13 protein-coding genes and 1 pseudogene are annotated in these 17,208 nt (G+C 63.4%); 9 read left to right on the top strand and 5 right to left on the bottom strand.

Annotation, left to right across the window (positions count from 1 at the left end; all coding sequences use genetic code 11):
* Nucleotides 1-4: 4 nt before the first annotated feature.
* From AC07X6_RS03210 to urtE, 6 genes are all read left to right on the top strand, one after another.
* Entirely contained in the window at nucleotides 5-793 is a 789-nt protein-coding gene (locus AC07X6_RS03210; protein WP_494790092.1) for a DUF4349 domain-containing protein, read from the top strand.
* 200 nt (nucleotides 794-993) lie between these two features.
* Nucleotides 994-2,247, top strand: a complete 1,254-nt coding sequence (gene urtA / locus AC07X6_RS03205) for an urea ABC transporter substrate-binding protein (RefSeq protein ID WP_230540673.1) — start codon at nucleotides 994-996, stop codon at nucleotides 2,245-2,247.
* Nucleotides 2,248-2,314: 67 nt separating this feature from the next.
* Nucleotides 2,315-3,901 carry an urea ABC transporter permease subunit UrtB gene (urtB, locus tag AC07X6_RS03200; RefSeq protein ID WP_494790091.1) on the top strand — a complete coding sequence of 529 codons (1,587 nt, stop codon included), beginning with the start codon at nucleotides 2,315-2,317 and terminating at the stop codon, nucleotides 3,899-3,901.
* Nucleotides 3,898-5,013, top strand: coding sequence for an urea ABC transporter permease subunit UrtC (gene urtC, locus AC07X6_RS03195; RefSeq protein ID WP_494790090.1), 1,116 nt, complete (start codon nucleotides 3,898-3,900; stop codon nucleotides 5,011-5,013). The genes urtB and urtC overlap by 4 nt, the downstream gene beginning before the upstream one ends.
* Nucleotides 5,010-5,840 (top strand): urea ABC transporter ATP-binding protein UrtD, encoded by an 831-nt coding sequence (urtD, locus tag AC07X6_RS03190; protein WP_494790089.1) that lies wholly within the window; start codon nucleotides 5,010-5,012, stop codon nucleotides 5,838-5,840. Before urtC ends, urtD begins: the two co-directional genes overlap by 4 nt.
* A gap of 18 nt (nucleotides 5,841-5,858) precedes the next feature.
* A complete protein-coding gene (gene urtE, locus AC07X6_RS03185) occupies nucleotides 5,859-6,557 on the top strand; it encodes an urea ABC transporter ATP-binding subunit UrtE (protein ID WP_494790088.1) in 699 nt (232 codons plus the stop codon).
* 2 nt (nucleotides 6,558-6,559) lie between these two features.
* Here the strand turns inward: urtE and AC07X6_RS03180 are convergent, their stop codons facing one another.
* The gene (locus AC07X6_RS03180) at nucleotides 6,560-7,144 is read right to left on the bottom strand and encodes a chromate transporter (protein WP_494790087.1); all 585 of its coding nucleotides are present in this window, start codon (nucleotides 7,142-7,144) and stop codon (nucleotides 6,560-6,562) included.
* Nucleotides 7,141-7,728, bottom strand: a complete 588-nt coding sequence (locus AC07X6_RS03175) for a chromate transporter (protein WP_494790086.1) — start codon at nucleotides 7,726-7,728, stop codon at nucleotides 7,141-7,143. Before AC07X6_RS03175 ends, AC07X6_RS03180 begins: the two co-directional genes overlap by 4 nt.
* 217 nt (nucleotides 7,729-7,945) lie before the next feature.
* Here AC07X6_RS03175 and AC07X6_RS03170 point away from each other — a divergent pair, with 217 nt between their 5' ends.
* Nucleotides 7,946-8,167 carry a hypothetical protein gene (locus tag AC07X6_RS03170; RefSeq protein WP_230540680.1) on the top strand — a complete coding sequence of 74 codons (222 nt, stop codon included), beginning with the start codon at nucleotides 7,946-7,948 and terminating at the stop codon, nucleotides 8,165-8,167.
* A gap of 416 nt (nucleotides 8,168-8,583) precedes the next feature.
* On the opposite strand, the gene AC07X6_RS03165 is transcribed toward AC07X6_RS03170, so the two are convergent.
* Both AC07X6_RS03165 and AC07X6_RS03160 read right to left on the bottom strand, forming a co-directional pair.
* Nucleotides 8,584-9,183, bottom strand: coding sequence for a hypothetical protein (locus tag AC07X6_RS03165; protein ID WP_474291967.1), 600 nt, complete (start codon nucleotides 9,181-9,183; stop codon nucleotides 8,584-8,586).
* 361 nt (nucleotides 9,184-9,544) lie between these two features.
* Nucleotides 9,545-10,087, bottom strand: coding sequence for a phosphohydrolase (locus AC07X6_RS03160; protein WP_230540682.1), 543 nt, complete (start codon nucleotides 10,085-10,087; stop codon nucleotides 9,545-9,547).
* A 200-nt stretch (nucleotides 10,088-10,287) separates the two neighbouring features.
* Here AC07X6_RS03160 and AC07X6_RS03155 point away from each other — a divergent pair, with 200 nt between their 5' ends.
* Together AC07X6_RS03155 and AC07X6_RS03150 are read left to right on the top strand one after the other, a co-directional pair.
* Entirely contained in the window at nucleotides 10,288-13,425 is a 3,138-nt protein-coding gene (locus AC07X6_RS03155) for an NAD(P)-binding protein (protein ID WP_494790085.1), read from the top strand.
* 2 nt (nucleotides 13,426-13,427) lie between these two features.
* Nucleotides 13,428-14,126: pseudogene (locus AC07X6_RS03150) on the top strand (alpha/beta hydrolase); the annotation flags it as partial.
* 196 nt (nucleotides 14,127-14,322) lie between these two features.
* On the opposite strand, the gene AC07X6_RS03145 reads toward AC07X6_RS03150, so the two are convergent.
* Nucleotides 14,323-17,088 (bottom strand): hybrid sensor histidine kinase/response regulator, encoded by a 2,766-nt coding sequence (locus AC07X6_RS03145; RefSeq protein WP_494790235.1) that lies wholly within the window; start codon nucleotides 17,086-17,088, stop codon nucleotides 14,323-14,325.
* Nucleotides 17,089-17,208 lie beyond the last annotated feature (120 nt).

The following is a 17,208-nucleotide window of genomic DNA, read 5'->3' as shown; positions in this document are numbered from 1 at the left end:
AATCATGAAAAAAGTGTATGTTGGCCTGCTAGGCCTGATGTTGCTGGCCGGTTGCGGCGGCAAGGGCGAGAGCGGCGGGCAATCGAGCGCCGCGCGTCTCGACGGCAAGGAAAAAGGCAGCGAGTTTCTTGCCTATGAACACAATGTCAGCATCGATACGAGCGAGGCGCAAGTGCGGCCCCTGTATGAAAAAGTCGTCGCCGCCTGCAAGGCCGATACGGAAAACGGCTGTTTGCTGCTCGATTCCAGCGTCGACAGCGGCCGCTACGTGCATGCGCGCATCAGCATGCGGGCCAAGCCGGCCGGCATCAAAAAGCTCGTCGCGCTGGTCGCGGCCGAAGGCGACGTCACCAGCCAGGGCACCAAGGTGGAAGACCTGGGCCGTCCTGTGCTCGACAGCAAGAAGCGCCTGGAGATGCTCAGGCAATACCAGGCCCAGCTGCAAGACCTGGAAAAGCGCTCGGGCACGAACGTCGATGCCTTGATCAAGGTGAGCAAGGAACTGGCCACCGTGCAAGTGGAGCTGGAGCAGGCGACGGCCGCCAATGCCCTGTTGATGCAGCGCATCGATACGGACTTGCTGAACGTGGCCATCAGCGCCGAAGGCAAGCAATCGTTCTGGCGCCCCGTCAAGCGCGCGCTGGGCAATTTCACGGAAAACCTGTCGGAAGGCGTGGCCAACGCCATCACGGCCATGGCCTACATCCTGCCGTGGCTGATCGCGTTCGTGCTGCTGTTCCCGCTGGGCCGCAAGGGCTGGCGCCGCCTGCGAGGCTTGCCGCGCAAGAATTGATGCGCAAGCATTAAAACCTCCGGCGCACTGTTTTACGGCAATTTGAAACCTGGCTGCACAGTCCTTGTGCAGCCAGGTTTTTTTTCGTGCGGCGGGGGCCGCGTGCACCATGGCGGACACCTCTTGGCGCTGGCATGCATTCTGCTTTAACAACATCGCAAGCCCAGCTCGACCCCCACGAACCCATCACAGGAGTCCCCATGTCACGACGCATCATCCTGAAAGCGGCCGCCGCCGGCGCACTGGCCCTGGCCACGTCCACTTACATGCAGGCAGCCCTGGCCGCCGATACCATCAAAGTGGGCATTTTGCACTCCCTGTCGGGCACCATGGCCATTTCCGAAACGTCGCTGAAGGACGTGGCGCTGATGACGATTGCCGAGATCAATGCCAAGGGCGGCGTGCTGGGCAAGAAGCTGGAAGCCGTCGTCGTCGATCCCGCCTCGAACTGGCCTCTGTTTGCGGAAAAAGCGAGACAGCTGGTGGCGCAGGATAAAGTGGCCGTGGTATTCGGCTGCTGGACGTCCGTGTCGCGCAAGTCGGTGTTGCCGGTGTTCAAGGAACTTAACAGCCTGCTGTTTTACCCGGTGCAATACGAGGGCGAGGAGCTGGAAAAGAATGTGTTTTATACGGGCGCCGCGCCGAACCAGCAAGCGATCCCCGCCGTGGAATACCTGATGAGCAAGGATGGGGGCGGGGCCAGGCGCTTCGTGCTGCTGGGCACGGATTACGTGTATCCGCGCACCACCAACAAGATCCTGCGCGCCTTTCTGAAAAGCAAGGGAGTCAAGGATAGCGATATCAGCGAGGTCTACACGCCGTTCGGCCATGCCGACTATCAAACCATCGTCGCCAACATCAAGAAATTTTCCACGGGCGGCAAGACGGCCGTCATTTCCACCATCAATGGCGATTCGAACGTGCCGTTCTACAAGGAACTGGGCAATGCGGGCCTGAAAGCCACGGACGTGCCCGTCGTCGCGTTTTCCGTGGGCGAGGAAGAGCTGCGCGGCATCGATACCAAGCCGCTGCTCGGCCATCTGGCAGCGTGGAATTATTTCGAATCCGTCAAGAATCCCGTGAATACGGCCTTCATCAAGCAGTGGAAAGCGTATGCGGTGGCGCAGAAGCTGCCGAACGCGGCTTCGGTGGTGACGAACGACCCGATGGAAGCGACCTACGTCGGCATCCACATGTGGGCGCAAGCCGTGGAAAAGGCCAAATCGACGGACACGGACAAGGTGATCGCCGCCATGGCGGGCCAGAGCGTCAAGGCGCCATCGGGCTTCACCCTGACCATGGATGCGACGAACCACCACCTGCACAAGCCCGTGATGATCGGCGAGATCAAGGCCGATGGGCAATTCAATGTCGTGTGGAAAACCAAGGAACCGATACGCGCCCAGCCGTGGAGCCCGTTTATCAAGGGCAATGAGGGTAAGCAGAAGCTGTAAAAGCCACGCCAGCGCCATCGGGCAGGTGTCCGGTGGCGCCGACCATCAACGCTTTCCCGGGAACTCAATGAGGCTATTCACATCGCTGCTGGTCTTCGCCTGCCTGTGCCTGTCGTCCATGGCGCAGGCCGCCATCCCGCCAGAATTGCTCAAGCCGCTGGCCGGCGACGATTCCGACGCCAGGGTCGCCGCCGTCGCGCAGATCGCCGCCCTGGCCACGCCCGAGGCCGCCAAGGTGCTGCACGCGCTGCAGGACGACAAACTGTACGCCGCGCCCGACGGCAAGGTGTACATCGTCGAGGGCGAGCAGGCATATGACCCGGCAAGCGGCCGGAACGTGCCGCTGCCGGAAGGCATCGACGGCGTGATGGTCAACAACCGCTTGCGCGCGGCCGTGGCAGGCGCCTTGTCGGGCTGGCAGCTGCTGGCGCCGGAGCGCAGCGCACGCCTGGCGGCCGCGCAAGCCTTGCAAAAGGATGTTGATCCCGCGCAAATCCCCCTGATCCGCGCGGCGCTGGCACGGGAAAGCGACGCTGACATTCAACAACTATTGCAAGTGCTGATCGCCAGCGCCAACCTGCATGCGCCCGACGCCGCCACGCGCAAGGCCGCCGTGCAGGACCTGGCCGGCAGCAGCGATGCGCGCCTGCTGCCCGTGCTGCAAGCCATGCTGGAGCAGGGGGGTGAACCGGACGAAGCCGTGCAGCTGGCCGCCATCGAGACCATGCGCCAGATCAAGGGCAGAGTGGCGCGCATGGAATTGGCCGGCAATGTGTTCTACGGCATTTCCCTGGGCAGCGTGCTGCTGCTGGCCGCGCTGGGGCTGGCCATCACGTTTGGCTTGATGGGCATCATCAATATGGCGCACGGCGAATTGCTGATGATAGGCGCTTACACGACCTACCTGTGCCAGCTGTTCTTCCGCAATTACTTGCCCGGCCTGCAGGATGCGTATCTGCTGGCCGCCTTGCCGGCCGCCTTTTTTGTTGCCGGCCTGGTGGGCGTGATGCTGGAACGCACGGTGATCCGCTGGCTGTACGGGCGGCCGCTGGAAACCCTGCTGGCTACCTCGGGCATCAGCCTGATCCTCATGCAGCTGGTCCGCACGATCTTTGGCGCGCAAAACGTGGAAGTGGCCAACCCGGGCTGGATGTCGGGCGGCGTGACGGTACTGGGCGGCCTCGTGCTGCCGTACAACCGGCTGGCCATCATCGGCTTTGCCGTCATCGTCGTTGTGGCCGTGTGGTTGATCCTGAACAAGACACGGCTGGGACTGTTCGTGCGGGCCGTTACGCAAAACCGCCGCATGGCCGATTGCGTGGGCGTGGCCACGGGCAAGGTCGACATGCTCACGTTCGGCCTCGGGTCCGGCATCGCCGGGCTCGGTGGCGTGGCTCTGTCGCAGCTGGGCAATGTGGGGCCGGACCTGGGCCAAAGCTATATCGTCGATTCCTTCATGGTGGTGGTGCTCGGCGGCGTGGGCCAGCTGGCCGGCACCGTGATCGCCGCGCTGGGACTGGGCGAAGTCAACAAATTCCTCGAACCGGTGGCGGGTGCCGTGCTGGCGAAGATCGCCATTTTGATATTCATCATCATTTTCATCCAGCGCCGGCCGCAGGGCCTGTTTGCCATGAAGGGACGCAGCGTCGAATGATTACCTCATATCAATCCAAGCCTGGCCTGTTCACGCGGCCCGTCTGGCTGGCGATTGCCGCCTGTACATTACTGGCGGCGTTGTTGCCGATGTTCAATCTGGCATTTGCCGAAGGGCATGCCTTGCACGTGTCCGCCTACACGGTGGCGCTGGTGGGCAAGTTCATGTGCTACGCGCTGGCAGCGCTGGCGCTGGACCTCGTCTGGGGCTACACGGGCATCCTGTCGCTGGGACACGGCGTGTTCTTTGCCCTGGGCGCGTATGCGCACGGCATGTATCTGATGCGCGCCATCGGTGACCAGGGCCAGTACCACAGCAGCTTGCCCGATTTCATGGTCTTTCTCGACTGGAAGACTTACCCCTGGTACTGGGCCTTCACGGAACATTTCTGGTACTGCATGGCCCTCGTCGTGCTGGTGCCGGGGGTGCTGGCCTTCGTGTTTGGTTACTTTGCCTTTCGCTCGCGCATCAAGGGCGTGTATTTTTCCATCATCACGCAAGCGATGACGTATGCCTTCATGCTCTTGTTCTTCCGCAATGACACCGGCTTTGGCGGCAACAACGGTTTCACGGATTTCAAGACGATACTGGGCCACAGCATCACGGCGCCCGCCACCCGGGCCGTGCTGTTCCTGCTGACGCTCACCTTCCTGCTGGCGGCGCTGGTGGGCGCGCGCGCCATCGTCCGCTCGAAACTGGGCAGGGTGCTGCAGGGCGTGCGCGACAGCGAGGCGCGCTTGATGTTTCTCGGCTACAACCCGCTGTGGTTCAAGCTGTTTGTGTGGACCTTGTCGGCCGTGCTGTGCGGCATTGCCGGCGCCCTGTACGTGCCGCAGGTGGGCATCATCAACCCGTCGGAGATGTCGCCCGCCAACTCCATCGAGATGGTCGTGTGGGTGGCGGTAGGCGGGCGGGGGACTTTAATCGGTCCCATCCTGGGCGCCTTCACCGTTAACGGTCTGAAAAGCTGGTTCACGGCGGCCATGCCGGAACTGTGGCTGTTCGCGCTGGGCTTGCTGTTCATCGGCGTCACCCTGTTCATGCAGCAAGGCATGCTGGGCGTGTTGCGCAAGATCAAACGCAAGCCCATCGTGGCAGAGGAGGTCGCATGAGCATCCGCATGTTGCCCGGCATGGCCAGCACCGAGGCTGGCCCCACGTACTCGCGCATAAAAGGCGAGGGCGTCGATACGACGCATGGCGCCATTTTGTATCTGGAAGACATCAGCGTGTCGTTTGACGGCTTCAAGGCCATCAACAAACTGAGCCTCGATATTTCCGTGGGCGAGTTGCGCTGCATCATCGGCCCTAACGGCGCGGGCAAGACGACGATGATGGATGTCATCACGGGCAAGACGCGGCCCACCTCCGGCACGGCCTGGTTCGGCCAGACCATGAACCTGGCGACGATGACGGAAGCGCAGATCGCCCACGCCGGCATCGGCCGCAAGTTCCAGCGGCCTACCGTGTTCGAGCAGCACACGGTATTCGACAACCTGGAACTGGCGATGAAGATGGACAAGCGCGTGGCGCCCACCCTGTTTGCGCGCCTGTCTTCCGAACAGGCGGGCAGGATCGAAGCGGTCTTGCGTTTGATCCGCCTCCACGGCCACGAGGCGCGGCCGGCGGGCTTGCTGTCGCACGGGCAAAAGCAGTGGCTGGAAATCGGCATGCTCCTGATGCAGGAGCCGCAGCTGATCCTCCTGGACGAACCGGTGGCCGGCATGTCGGACGCGGAAACGGCGCGCACGGCGGAACTCCTCAATGAATTGCGCGGCAAACATTCGATCATGGTGGTCGAGCACGACATGGGTTTTGTTGCGGAAATCGCCCGGCAAGGCATCGTCACCGTGCTGCATGAAGGTGCCGTGCTGGCGCAGGGGCGCATGGACGAGGTGCAAGCCGACGAGCGGGTCATCGAAGTCTATCTGGGAAGGTAATAGGGGAGATCACAGACTATGCTGGAAGTACAACAGTTAAATCAATACTATGGCTCCTCGCACACCTTGCGCGGCATCAACTTGTCGGCGCGCAAGGGCGAATGCCTGGCCTTGCTGGGGCGTAATGGCGTGGGCAAGACGACTTTGCTGAAATGCCTGATGGGCGTGCTGCCCGTGGCGCAGGGCAAGGTGATGTTCCAGGGGCGCGACATCACGAAAATGACGCCGCATGTGCGCGCAAAGCTGGGCATCGCCTACGTGCCGCAGGGACGCGATATCTTTGCGCGCCTGACGGTCGAGGAAAACTTGCTGATGGGCATGGCGGTGAAGCGGGGCAGGCAAGCGGCGCGCATCGATCCCCACGTGTACGAGCTGTTTCCAGTGCTCAAGGAGATGCTGCAGCGGCGCGGCGGAGATTTGTCTGGCGGGCAACAGCAGCAGCTGGCTATCGCCCGCGCCCTGCTGGCCGAGCCGCAGCTGATCATCTTCGACGAGCCGACCGAGGGCATCCAGCCGTCCGTCATCAAGGATATCGGCAGGGTCATTTCCTTGTTGAAACAGCGCGGCGACATGGCCATCGTGTTGTGCGAGCAATATTTCGATTTCGCCCGCGAGCTGGCCGACGACTTCATTGTGCTGTCGCGGGGGCAGGTGGTGGCCAGTGGCAAGGCGGCGCAGATGGATGGCGATGAGGTAAAACGGCACCTGGCCGTGTAAGGTCAGACGAGCTGCAGCCAGCCCAGGATCGCACCGCCCGCCAGCAGCCACAATAAATGGATCTTCGTGCGCCAGATGATCAGGCCGGCCACGATGGACAGGCTCCACAGGGGCCAGTCCGTGCGGATGTCGTGGTTGGCGCCGCCCAGGATCATGCCCGTGGAAATCAGGAGGGCGACGACGATGGGCGCCATGCCTTGTTTGAAGGCGCGCACGGGGCGCAGGTCGCGGTTGCGGTAGCCCCACTGGGCCGCCACGTAGGTGAGGGTGGTGCTGGGCAGCATGATGCCCACCATCGTGATGAATACGCCGAGGTAAGCGGCCGTGTAGCTGCCCGCGTTCATGCCCACGTTCCAGCCCATCAGGGCGACGAACAGCACGTTGGGGCCGGGCGCCGCTTGCGCGATGGCGATCGATTCGTTGAATTGCGCCTGGGTCAGCCAGCCATGCTGTTCGACGAGGAAACGGTGCATTTCGGACGTGGTGGAAATGGCGCCGCCGATCGACATCAGCGACAGCATCAGGTAGTGGCCGAACAGGTTCAGCCAGTCGCCCGCGCTCAACACCAGTTGCAATGGCGGCGTCATGCGGACAGCTTCCGGTACGTCAGCAGGCAGCCGATGCCGCCCAGTCCCAGCAGGATGTACAGCAGGGGCCAGCGGAAGATCGCCACCATCAGCACACCCAGTACGGTGATGGACAAGGTCAGCCACAGGGGAAGCGGATGCCTGGCCAGCGCGGTCGCCAGTTTCACGCCCGTGGCGGCGATCATGCCGGCCGAGACGGCCGCCATGCCGCGCAGGGCGCCCGCCATCTGCGGGTTGTCGCCAAAGCGCGTGTACAGCACGCCCAGCAGCAAGACGATGACGAGGGGCACGGCCAGCATGCCGGCCAGCGCCGTCAGCGCGCCTTTCAAACCGAAATAGCGTCCGCCCACCATCAGCGACAGGTTGACGACATTCGGCCCCGGCATGATTTGCGCCACGGCCCAGTCCTCCAGGAATTCCTCCTGCGTCAGCCAGCGCTTGCGTTCGACCATTTCGCGCTGGATCACGGCCAGCACGCCGCCGAACCCCTGCAGGGCCAGCCAGGTGAACGAGAAGAACAGGTCGGCAAGCGAGGCGGGCTGCGGGCGGGACGGGTCGGGCGGAAGGGGCGAAGGCGAGGGCATGGCTGATTATCGCCGTGGCCGAGCGGGCTTGTCCACCGCTTTCGGCTTTGCTTGTGCCTGGAAGAAAAAAACCGTGGCTCATGTTTCCCTGCCATTGACATCGTGAGTTTATCGGCAATACTTTGAGCGTCAACATGACCGCTGTCCCTGTCCGCTGGCGCGGTTCGCACCGCTACGCCATTTCATCCCTCCGTCCCCTACGCAGGAGTTGCTTATCATGCCTCATTCCACAGAAACGCTGCATATGCCCGTCAACCCCGCGGTGCTGCACGCCCGCGTCGACCAGAAGATGTCCGACATCGTCGATCTGGGCATTGCCGTGCAGGCGGCCTTCAGTACCTTGTGTGCGCTGGAATACCTGAAGTCATACAATATCGCCCCCGAACTGATCGAGCGCGTGCTGCTGCACCCGGAGCAGCGCCGCCAGACCGTGCATTGAGTATCCGCACGGCAACTGTGTTGCCGGTGGCCGCAGTCCGATATTGTCGGATTGATCACTATGGCTCAGTTATGCACAAATGATGAGTTAGCGAAATTGGCGAAATAATTTTCTTGTGATTATGTGTGAGTTTCTAAGTGTTTGATTTTAATGGATTTTATTTTTGCTGTTTGATTGAGCAGTTTATTGAAAGCCGCACGGGCTGTGGCTTTGAAGGCTGTCAATAGGCGCTTATCCACAAAGATATCCACAGTCCGTGTGGATATCTGAAAAAGCGCTTAACAATCCGCCACTTAGGAAATTGGGGTCGTTCAGTCCATGCAAAGGGTTGGCAAGATGGGCCAAAATGGGGCAGGGTACAAGCCTGTATGCCCATCCAGTACTCTTGATTTATGACTGAAAGTAGCTGCGCCCGATCAGGGCGTGCCGCCGGCTGGCGCCGGTGGCGCATCGCCGCACTGGGCCAGGGCGGCAGCCAGTTCGGCAAGCTGTTGCTGCGCTTCGCGCAAGGTGGCGTAGGTGCGCAGCGAGGCGATCACGGTAGTAAACAACTTGCGCGTGGTGAGGTCGGTCTTGCACCAGAAATCGTTGATGTCGTAGTCGATGATGATGCGGTGTTCCAGCGCCTGGCCAGGCTGGCCCGTGCGCAGGATGATGCGCACGGCACTGTTGTGCAAGTCTTCGCGCACCTGGCGCGCCACTTGCAGGCCGGCATCCTGGGTTTCCATGATGACATCGAGCAGCACCACGGCAATATCGGATGTGCTGCGCAGCAAGGTCAATGCCTCGGCGCCCGAGTAGGCGTGCAGAAAGCTCAGCCTGCGGCCCTGGAAGCTGGCCTGGCTGAGGGCGAACTTGGTCACCACGTGCACGTCGACATCGTCATCGACGATCAGCACGCGCCATGGTGTTGCGTTGGCAGTCTCTGCCGCCGCATTTGCCCGTTCCAGCGGCTCATCGACCAGCCAGTCCGGTTCGTCCGCCCCCTTGGCGGAACTGTCGCTATCCATATTCATGCGTTTATCCACCGTTGATCGTGCTCGCTCACTCCACACTATGCCAGTCTGCGGGGTTTGTCAAAATAATGCTGTTCAGGCAAGACGGTCTGGGCAGGATTGCTTGTGCACAGCAAAATATATTTTCATGGCTGTCGAATAACTTTGCGTTGGCGCAAACCCATGATCCTAAGTCATTGATTTCATTGGGGTAAAAAATTGCCTGTGAAATCAGCAAATTATTGAAACCCGCATCAATACTGGCGTTGCGGCTTGTCAAGAGGGGCTTATCAACAACTTTATCCACAGTTGCTGTGGATATCTAAAAAAGCCGTGCAAAAACCGGGGCTTAGCGCCCGTTCGCGAGGCTGGGCAAACGCCGTCATGCCGCAAGCCCAAGCCCGCTCAGCCGGGCAAACGCATGCAGGAAGCGCTGCTTGGCTTCGGCCGGACCCATGGCCTCGATTATACCGGGCAAGGGGGCGATGCCGTCAAGGTAAGCCCAGCGCTCGGCCGAGTGCGGCATCAGGTCGCGCTTTTCCGTGGCCAGCGCGATCAGGTCGGCCCGCTTGATGGGGGCGTAGTCGGAAAAATCCAGGCCATACGTGGCGGCGATGATGGCGCTGACCTTGTCTTCCAGCACGGCAAATTCCGGCAGCAGCACTTTCAAGGGCTTCACCATGTCGCCCAGGTAGGCTTCGGCCGCGTCGTGCAGCAGGGCGGCCAGGCGCAAAGGGGGCGGCACCAGCTCGGCGACGATCAGGCTGTGCTGGGCGACCGAATAAAACACTTGCGTCTGTCCATTGAAGCGGCACTGGTACGCGAGGCCGTGGGCGATGTCTTCGATGGCGACCTTGTCGATATGCGGGCGCAAGGGATAAAAGCGGTTGCCGGAATAGGTGGATACGTAGTCGGTAGTAATCATTTCAGGGTCAGTTCGCCTGCTTTGCACGGATGATCCATCCTACACCGGATGGCCGCCGCTTGCCTCACGCTTGTCCCTGCCCCTTCCGGCTGAGCCTATGCATCTTGGCAAATCCTTTAATTTATTTCATATCATTCATTGATCTTTCTCAAATACACTGTAGAAATCTTGTTTGAATGAAACTTAAAGGGGACAGGGCAATGACGGCGACACCTTCTGCAAGACCTTCGTATATCTATCAGGGCGGTTCGGTGATGATGCATGCGCCGCTGCAATTGAAACAGTCGGAAATGTACGGCTATTTTGTCCGCGGCGATCTGGCGAAATTGCAAGCGACCGTGAATACCACCCTGAACCAGGTGGCGGGCAGCAAGATGACCCTGAAAGCCCTGTCGCCGTACGTGATGCTGACGTTTACACGTGTCAACCATGCGGACTCCGCCAACCCCGTCGACCAGGCCAAGGGCTGGATCACGGAAGTCGACATCGTCACCTGGATCATGGTGGGCGAAATGGATGCGGCGGGCAAGCTCGCGCATATCTACTGGTATCCATGCCATATTTTTGTCGATGACGCGATGGCCCTGATCAACGGGCGCGAACTGTTCGGCTATCCGAAATACCTGTGCGACTACGAGATTCCCGCCGCCGGCAGCGAGCCGCTGCGCTGTTCCGTCGCCGCCAAGGGTTTCCAGCATTTCTCGCCGGAAACGAAACTGGCCCTGCACCCGCTGCTCGAAGTCAATGCCACCGTGCAGACGGGGCCGCACAAACCCGTCAACAGCTTTTTGGAACTCATCGAGCAGGCATTCCAGATTTTCCTCTCCATCCCCGATTTCTTCGACATGGACCAGGCCGGCTGGGCCGATATCCTGTCCTTGCTGCGCAATCCACGCATCGACCAGATATTCCTCAAGCAATTCCCCGACAGCGCGGGCGTGAAAGCCGTGTACCAGGCCCTGGTGGCCGCGCCGGCCGAGATCAACCGCCTGCACAGCGCGCGCCTGCTCGGCTATGAATACGAATGCACGGTGCACGCTTTCGACAGCTTCCCGCTGGACCAGACCCTGGGTTTGCAGCTGGGGCCGCAGGCGGCGATCTTGCCGTTCAACGTCAATTTCGACTTCACGGCCATGCCGGGCGAGGAGCTGGTCGACAACTCGCGCATCGCGCCGGAAAAGATCGCCATCCTCGGCGGCGGCGTGGCGGCTATGACGGCGGCCTATTACTTGACGAGCCAGCCGGGCTGGCAAAACCGGCACGCCATCACCGTCTACCAGCTGGGCTGGCGCCTGGGCGGCAAGGGCGCCAGCGGGCGCAATGCGCAGGCGGGCCAGCGCATCGAGGAACACGGCTTGCACATCTGGTTCGGCTTCTACGCCAACGCCTTCAGGATGATCAAGGAAGCGTATGCCAGCCTGGAGCGCCCGCCCGGATCGCCGCTGGCCACCTGGCGCGACGCCTTCAAGCAGCACGATTACGTGGCCCTGTCGGAAGACGTCAAGGGCAAGTGGCGCAACTGGTCCATCGTCTTTCCCACCTTGCCGGGCGAGCCGGGCGAGGGCGGTGAAGACATCACCCTGTGGCAGATGGCCATCGCCATGGTGGGCTGGATCGAGCAGTGGATACGCCAGATCCGGCAGGTGGCCGATGCCGATGCGCGCATCGTGCGTGCCAGTGCCTCGCAAGGCGAAGGCGTGTGGCCGGGCTGGCTGCGCCGCCTGGCCGATGAAGTGGTGGGGCAGGCCGATGAACTGGGGCTGGACGTGGGCCTGTCCGTGGGCGCGCTGGCGGCGCTGGTGGCCGACCTGGCGCCCGATTCCACGCGCCACGACCAGGCCCGCCACCAGCTGCTGGCCAGCACCCTGAACGGCATCCGCGCCTGGCTGCGCCTGCGCTACCGCGCCCTGATCGATGGCGACGATGAATTGCGCCGCCTGTTCACCTGCCTGGACCTGGGCATCACGGTCATGAAAGGCATGTTCGAGGATGGCGTGTTCAAGCACGGCTTCGACGTCATCAACGACATCGACTTCCGTGCCTGGCTCAAAAAACATGGCGGCGACGAGCAGTTCAGCGTCAATTCGGCGCCCGTGCGCGGCTTTTACGACCTGGTGTTCGCCTACGAGGGCGGCGATTTCGCCAAGCCGAACATCGAGGCGGGCACCCTGCTGCGGGCGATGGCGCGCATCGGCCTGGCCTACAAGGGTGGCATCATGTTCAAGATGCAGGCCGGCATGGGCGACACGATTTTTACGCCGCTGTACGAGGTGCTGAAAAAACGGGGCGTGGAATTCAAGTTCTTCCAGCGCGTGGAGGAACTGGTGCCGGGCGCGGGCGACATCGACAGCATCCGCATCACGCAGCAGGTGCAATTGAAGGACCCGGCCGCCGGCTATGCGCCGCTGGTCGACGTCAAGGGCCTGGCTTGCTGGCCCAGCGCGCCCGATTATGCGCAGCTTGATCCAGCGCAAGCGGCGCTGCTGCAAGGGCAGGAAATCAACCTGGAATCGTACTGGAGCGACTGGCCGCAGCAGTACCAGCAAGCGTTCGGCCGGCAGCTGCCCGCCACGATCCTGAAGAAGGGCGTGGATTTTGACAAGGTGGTGTTCGGCATTTCCATCGGCTCGCTGCCGGCCCTGTGCCCGCAGCTGCTGGCGCAAAGCCCGGCCCTGCAACTGGCATCGGACAAGGTGAAAACGGTGGCCACGCAGGCCTATCAGGTGTGGCTGAACAAAAACCTGGCGCAGATGGGCTGGACCACGCAGCCGAAGGGCCAGCAGCCCGTGCTGTCGGCCTTCACGGAGCCGTACGATACGTGGGCGCCGATGGATCAACTATTGGCGCACGAGGACTGGCCGGCGGGGCTGGAACCGAAAAACGTCTCGTATTTTTGCAGCGCCTTCCCCGTCGACAGCTACCCGCCCGTCACCGACACGGATTTCCCCGCCCGCTGCGCGGCCAGGGCGAAGCAGGGCGCGCTGCACCAGCTGGAACGCGAGATCGGCGCGCTGTGGCCCGAGGCGGGCGCGCCGGGCGCGTTCCCGTGGCAATGGCTGGTCGACGCGAAGCAGGGCACGGGGCCGGCGCGCTTCGACAGCCAGTACTGGCGCGCCAACGTCGACCCGTCCGAGCGCTACGTGATGTCGGTGGTGAACAGCACGCAGTACCGGCTGGCCACCGACCAGTCGGGCTTCAGCAACCTGTTCCTGACGGGCGACTGGATCAGGACGGGCATCAATGCGGGCTGCGTGGAGGCGGCCGTGATGGCCGGCATGCAGACTTCGCGCGCCATGACGGGCTATCCGGCCGTGATCCAGGGCGAGACGGATTTCTAGTCATGCAAGGCCTGATGCTGCTGTGTCTTGTCCTGATCCACCTGCACGCGGGCGCCGCGCCGGCGGGCGCGATTTTCCTGTGGCCAGGCGCGCCGCCCGGCGGCGCGGCCCCGGGGCCGCAGCGCGCCAGCGCCAGGGGTTCCATCACGCAGGTGGAGCAGCCTTACCTGATCGTGCACCGCCCGGCGCAGCCGAACGGCACGGCCATCCTGCTGGTCAGCGGCGGCGGTTATGCGCATATCGAGGCGGGCAAGGAAAGCGGACCGGCCGCCGCCTGGCTGCAGGCGCAGGGCATCACGGCGTTTGAACTCGTGTACCGCCTGCCGCGGGAGGGCGGCGGCGTTGCCGCGCCGTTCCAGGATGGCCAGCGGGCCATGCGCGTGCTCCGCGCGCGCGCCGCCGAGTGGCGCATCGACCCGGCGCGCATCGGCATGCTGGGTTTTTCCGCCGGCGCGCACCTGGCCGGCATGACGGCCGTCCAGCCGGCCGCCGCCCTGTATGCGCCCGCCGATGCGATCGATGGCGTATCGGCGCGGCCCGATTTCGTCGTGCTGCTGTACCCCGTGCTGACCATGCAGCCGCCGTTCGACACGACGCATGCGAAGAAAGAGCTGCTGGGCGCCCGCCCCACGCAGGCGGCGCGCGATGCGCTGTCGGTGGAATGGCACGTCGATGCGCACACGCCGCCCGCCTTCATCGCGCAGGCGCTCGATGACCGCGTGTCGCCGCCCGAAAACAGTACATTGATGGCCGCCGCCCTGGGCCGGCGGGCGTGCCGTTTGAGCTGCATCAGTTCCGGCACGGCGGCCATGGCTGGGGCCTGGGCAAGCCGGGCAGCGAGCCGGCCGCCTGGCCGCGGCTGTTGCTGGCGTGGCTGCAATCGCGTGGCTGGCTGCCTCAGGCTCCAGGCTGATTTTCCAGGTCGCGCCGCGCCATCTCCAGCGCCGCCTGCAGCTGCGGCAGGAATTGCTCCACGTTATCGAGCTGGCCGTTCGAGGCCAGGGTTTCCATCTGGTGGCACAGGCCGTGCAGGGTGGGGCGGCTCAGGTAGCCGGCGCTGCCTTTCAAGGCGTGGAAGGCGGCGGCCGCTGCGCTGGCATTGCCGTCGCGCACGGCGTGGCAAGCCAGGTCCAGGCGCCGCGGCGCTTCCGTCAAAAACGCTTGCGCGATGCGCTGCAAGTGCTGCGGCGACAGGCCCGCCAGCGGCAAAATGTGCACGGGCGCCGTCATGGGATCGGCCGGCGCCGGCGTTTGCGGTTGCGCGCCGCCGGCGTCGTCCAGGCCGAACTGGCGCGCCAGCGTGTCGTCCCCGGCGGACGCAGCGGGCGGCAGGGCGTGGCCGCGCGCCAGCAGCAGGTCGATGACGGCGTCGATTTTCTCGAACAGCAGCGCTTCGTCGACGGGCTTGCTGAGGAAGTCGTCCATGCCGGCGGCCAGGTAGCGTTGCCGGTCATGTTCGCTGGCGTTGGCCGTCAGGGCGATGATGGGAATGTGCGCGTCGGGAATGGGGAATTGGCCGTTGCCGCCGTCGCGGATCAGGCGCGCGGCCTGTTCGCCATCCATTTCCGGCATGCGGCCATCCATCAGCACGCAGTCGTAGGGGCCGGATCCCAGCGCGCGCAGCGCCTGCTCGCCGTTTTCCACGATGGTCACGTCATGGCCCATGCTTTCGAGCAGGGTGCCGATGATGATCTGGTTGGTGCGCACGTCTTCGGCGCACAGGATGCGCAGGCGGCAGGCATGGCGCGCCTGGCGTGCCGGCCGGCGCGCATCGGCCGCGGGCGCGCTGCCGGGCGTCAGCGGCAAGGTGAAATGAAAGCGCGAACCGATGCCGACCCGGCTTTCCACGCCGATTGTGCCACCCATCAGTTCGACCAGTTCCTTGCAGATGGCCAGGCCCAGGCCCGTGCCGCCGTAGCGGCGCGTGGTGGAATGGTCGGCCTGCTCGAATTTCTGGAACAAGCGCGGCAAGGTGTCGGCGTCGATGCCGGGGCCCGTGTCGCTGATGATGAATTCGATGTCGCTGCGGCCATCGCGGCGCGGCGGCGTGCGGGCGCGCCGCACTTCCAGCAGCACTTCGCCATTCGCCGTGAATTTCAGCGCGTTGCCCAGCAGGTTGATGAGGATTTGCCGCAGGCGCGTGGGATCGGCGCGCACGTAGCGGGGCAAGTCCAGCGCCAGCTCGCGGCGCAGCAGCAGGCTCTTGGCGTCGGCCTGGCCCTGCACGATGCCGGCCGCGTCGCCGATCAGCGCCAGCAGGTCGAAATCCACCGTTTCCAGGGTCAGCTTGCCCGCGTCGATCTTCGAGAAATCGAGGATGTCATTGAGAATGGTCAAGAGCGAGACGCCATTGTGCAGGCCGATGCGCAGGTATTCCTGCGTGCGGCCCTTGACGGACTGGTCGCGCAGGGCGAATTTCAGCATGCCGATCACGCCGGCCAGCGGCGTGCGGATGTCGTGGCTCATGGCGGACAGAAAATCGATGCGGTGGCGGCTGACCACTTCCGCGTGCTCCTTGGCTTTCAGCAGGGCGTCGTTGCTGAGGGTCAGCGCCAGGGTGCGTTCCTGCACCCGCTGTTCCAGGTTGTTGCGCAGCAGGCGGATCTGGTCGGCCAGGGCAAAGGCCAGCAGCAAGCCGTCCAAGGTGCCGCCCAGCAGGGTCACCAGCTGGGCGTTGGCCACCATGGCCGGCATCAGGCCCAGGTTGGCCGGCAGGATCAGAAAGCCGGGCAGCATCAGGGCGACGAAGGCCAGCACGAAGAAGCGCGCCGGCTGGTAGCCGCGGCGCCAGACGACGATGCCGCAGACGAGCGCGAGCAGCATCCAGATGCTGATGGCGATGGTGGCCAGCGTGTGCGCATACGACAGGGCGAAGAAGCAGCTGGGCAAGAGCAGCAGGGGCAGCACCAGGTTGACCTTGCTGAGGCGGTACAGCAGGGGCGAGTAATCGCGCAGGTGCAGGAAATGCATGTAGAACAGGGTGCTGAAGACGGGCAGCAGGAAAAACGGCACGTAATGCAGCTGCAGCTGGTGCCAGTCGAACAGGTCGGCAAAGACGTGGAAGGTCATGGCCCAGGCCAGGCCATACATCAGCACGTACAGCGCGTAATACGCCGAGGCTTTGTCCAGGGTGATGGAAAAGATGAAGAAATTGAACAGGCCCAGCGCCAGCAGGGCGCCGATGGACGCCACCATCAGGAAGTTTTCCTTGCCCACCAGCTTGCGGTAGTCTTGCTGCGTCTTCACGCCGAACAGGGGCGCGCGCGCGTAATAAGGGCTGGAAAAGCGGATCAGGATGTCATACGTGGCGCCTGGCGCCAGCTGCACGTTTCTGCCGTAGTGCAACAAATACTCGTGCGGATGCTGGTAGCCCGTCAGCAAGATCCGCGGCGGCGTGTGCGGCCCGGGGCCATACACGTAGACGTCGACCAGGTCGATCAGGGTGTCGTTCGGGTCGATGACCCAGGCCGCTTCGCCGCTGTCGTTGCGCACCTGCGCATGCAGCCAGTAGGCGCCGCCGAACAGGTCGACCTGGCCGGCCGGGCGCTGGCGCGCCAGCCAGGCGGGCAGGGCGGCCGCATCGGCAGGCGCGGCGTCATTACCGGCGAGAAATAGTTGCCCGCCATCGTCCAGATGAGCGATGCCTTGCTTGCTCAGGGGCAAGGGTGCCGCCTGCGCGGCGCCCGCCAGGCCCAGCAGGCCGAACAGCAGGCCGAGCAGGAGCGGCCAGCCGCATAGCCAGGCGCAGACGCGGGAGCTGGGAGCGCGGTGGCGGGAAAGGGG

This window comes from Janthinobacterium sp. GW460-12-1-14-LB5 (assembly GCF_059423585.1).
Note: the sequence above shows the minus strand (reverse complement) of the source record. Positions and strands in the feature narration are given on the sequence as shown.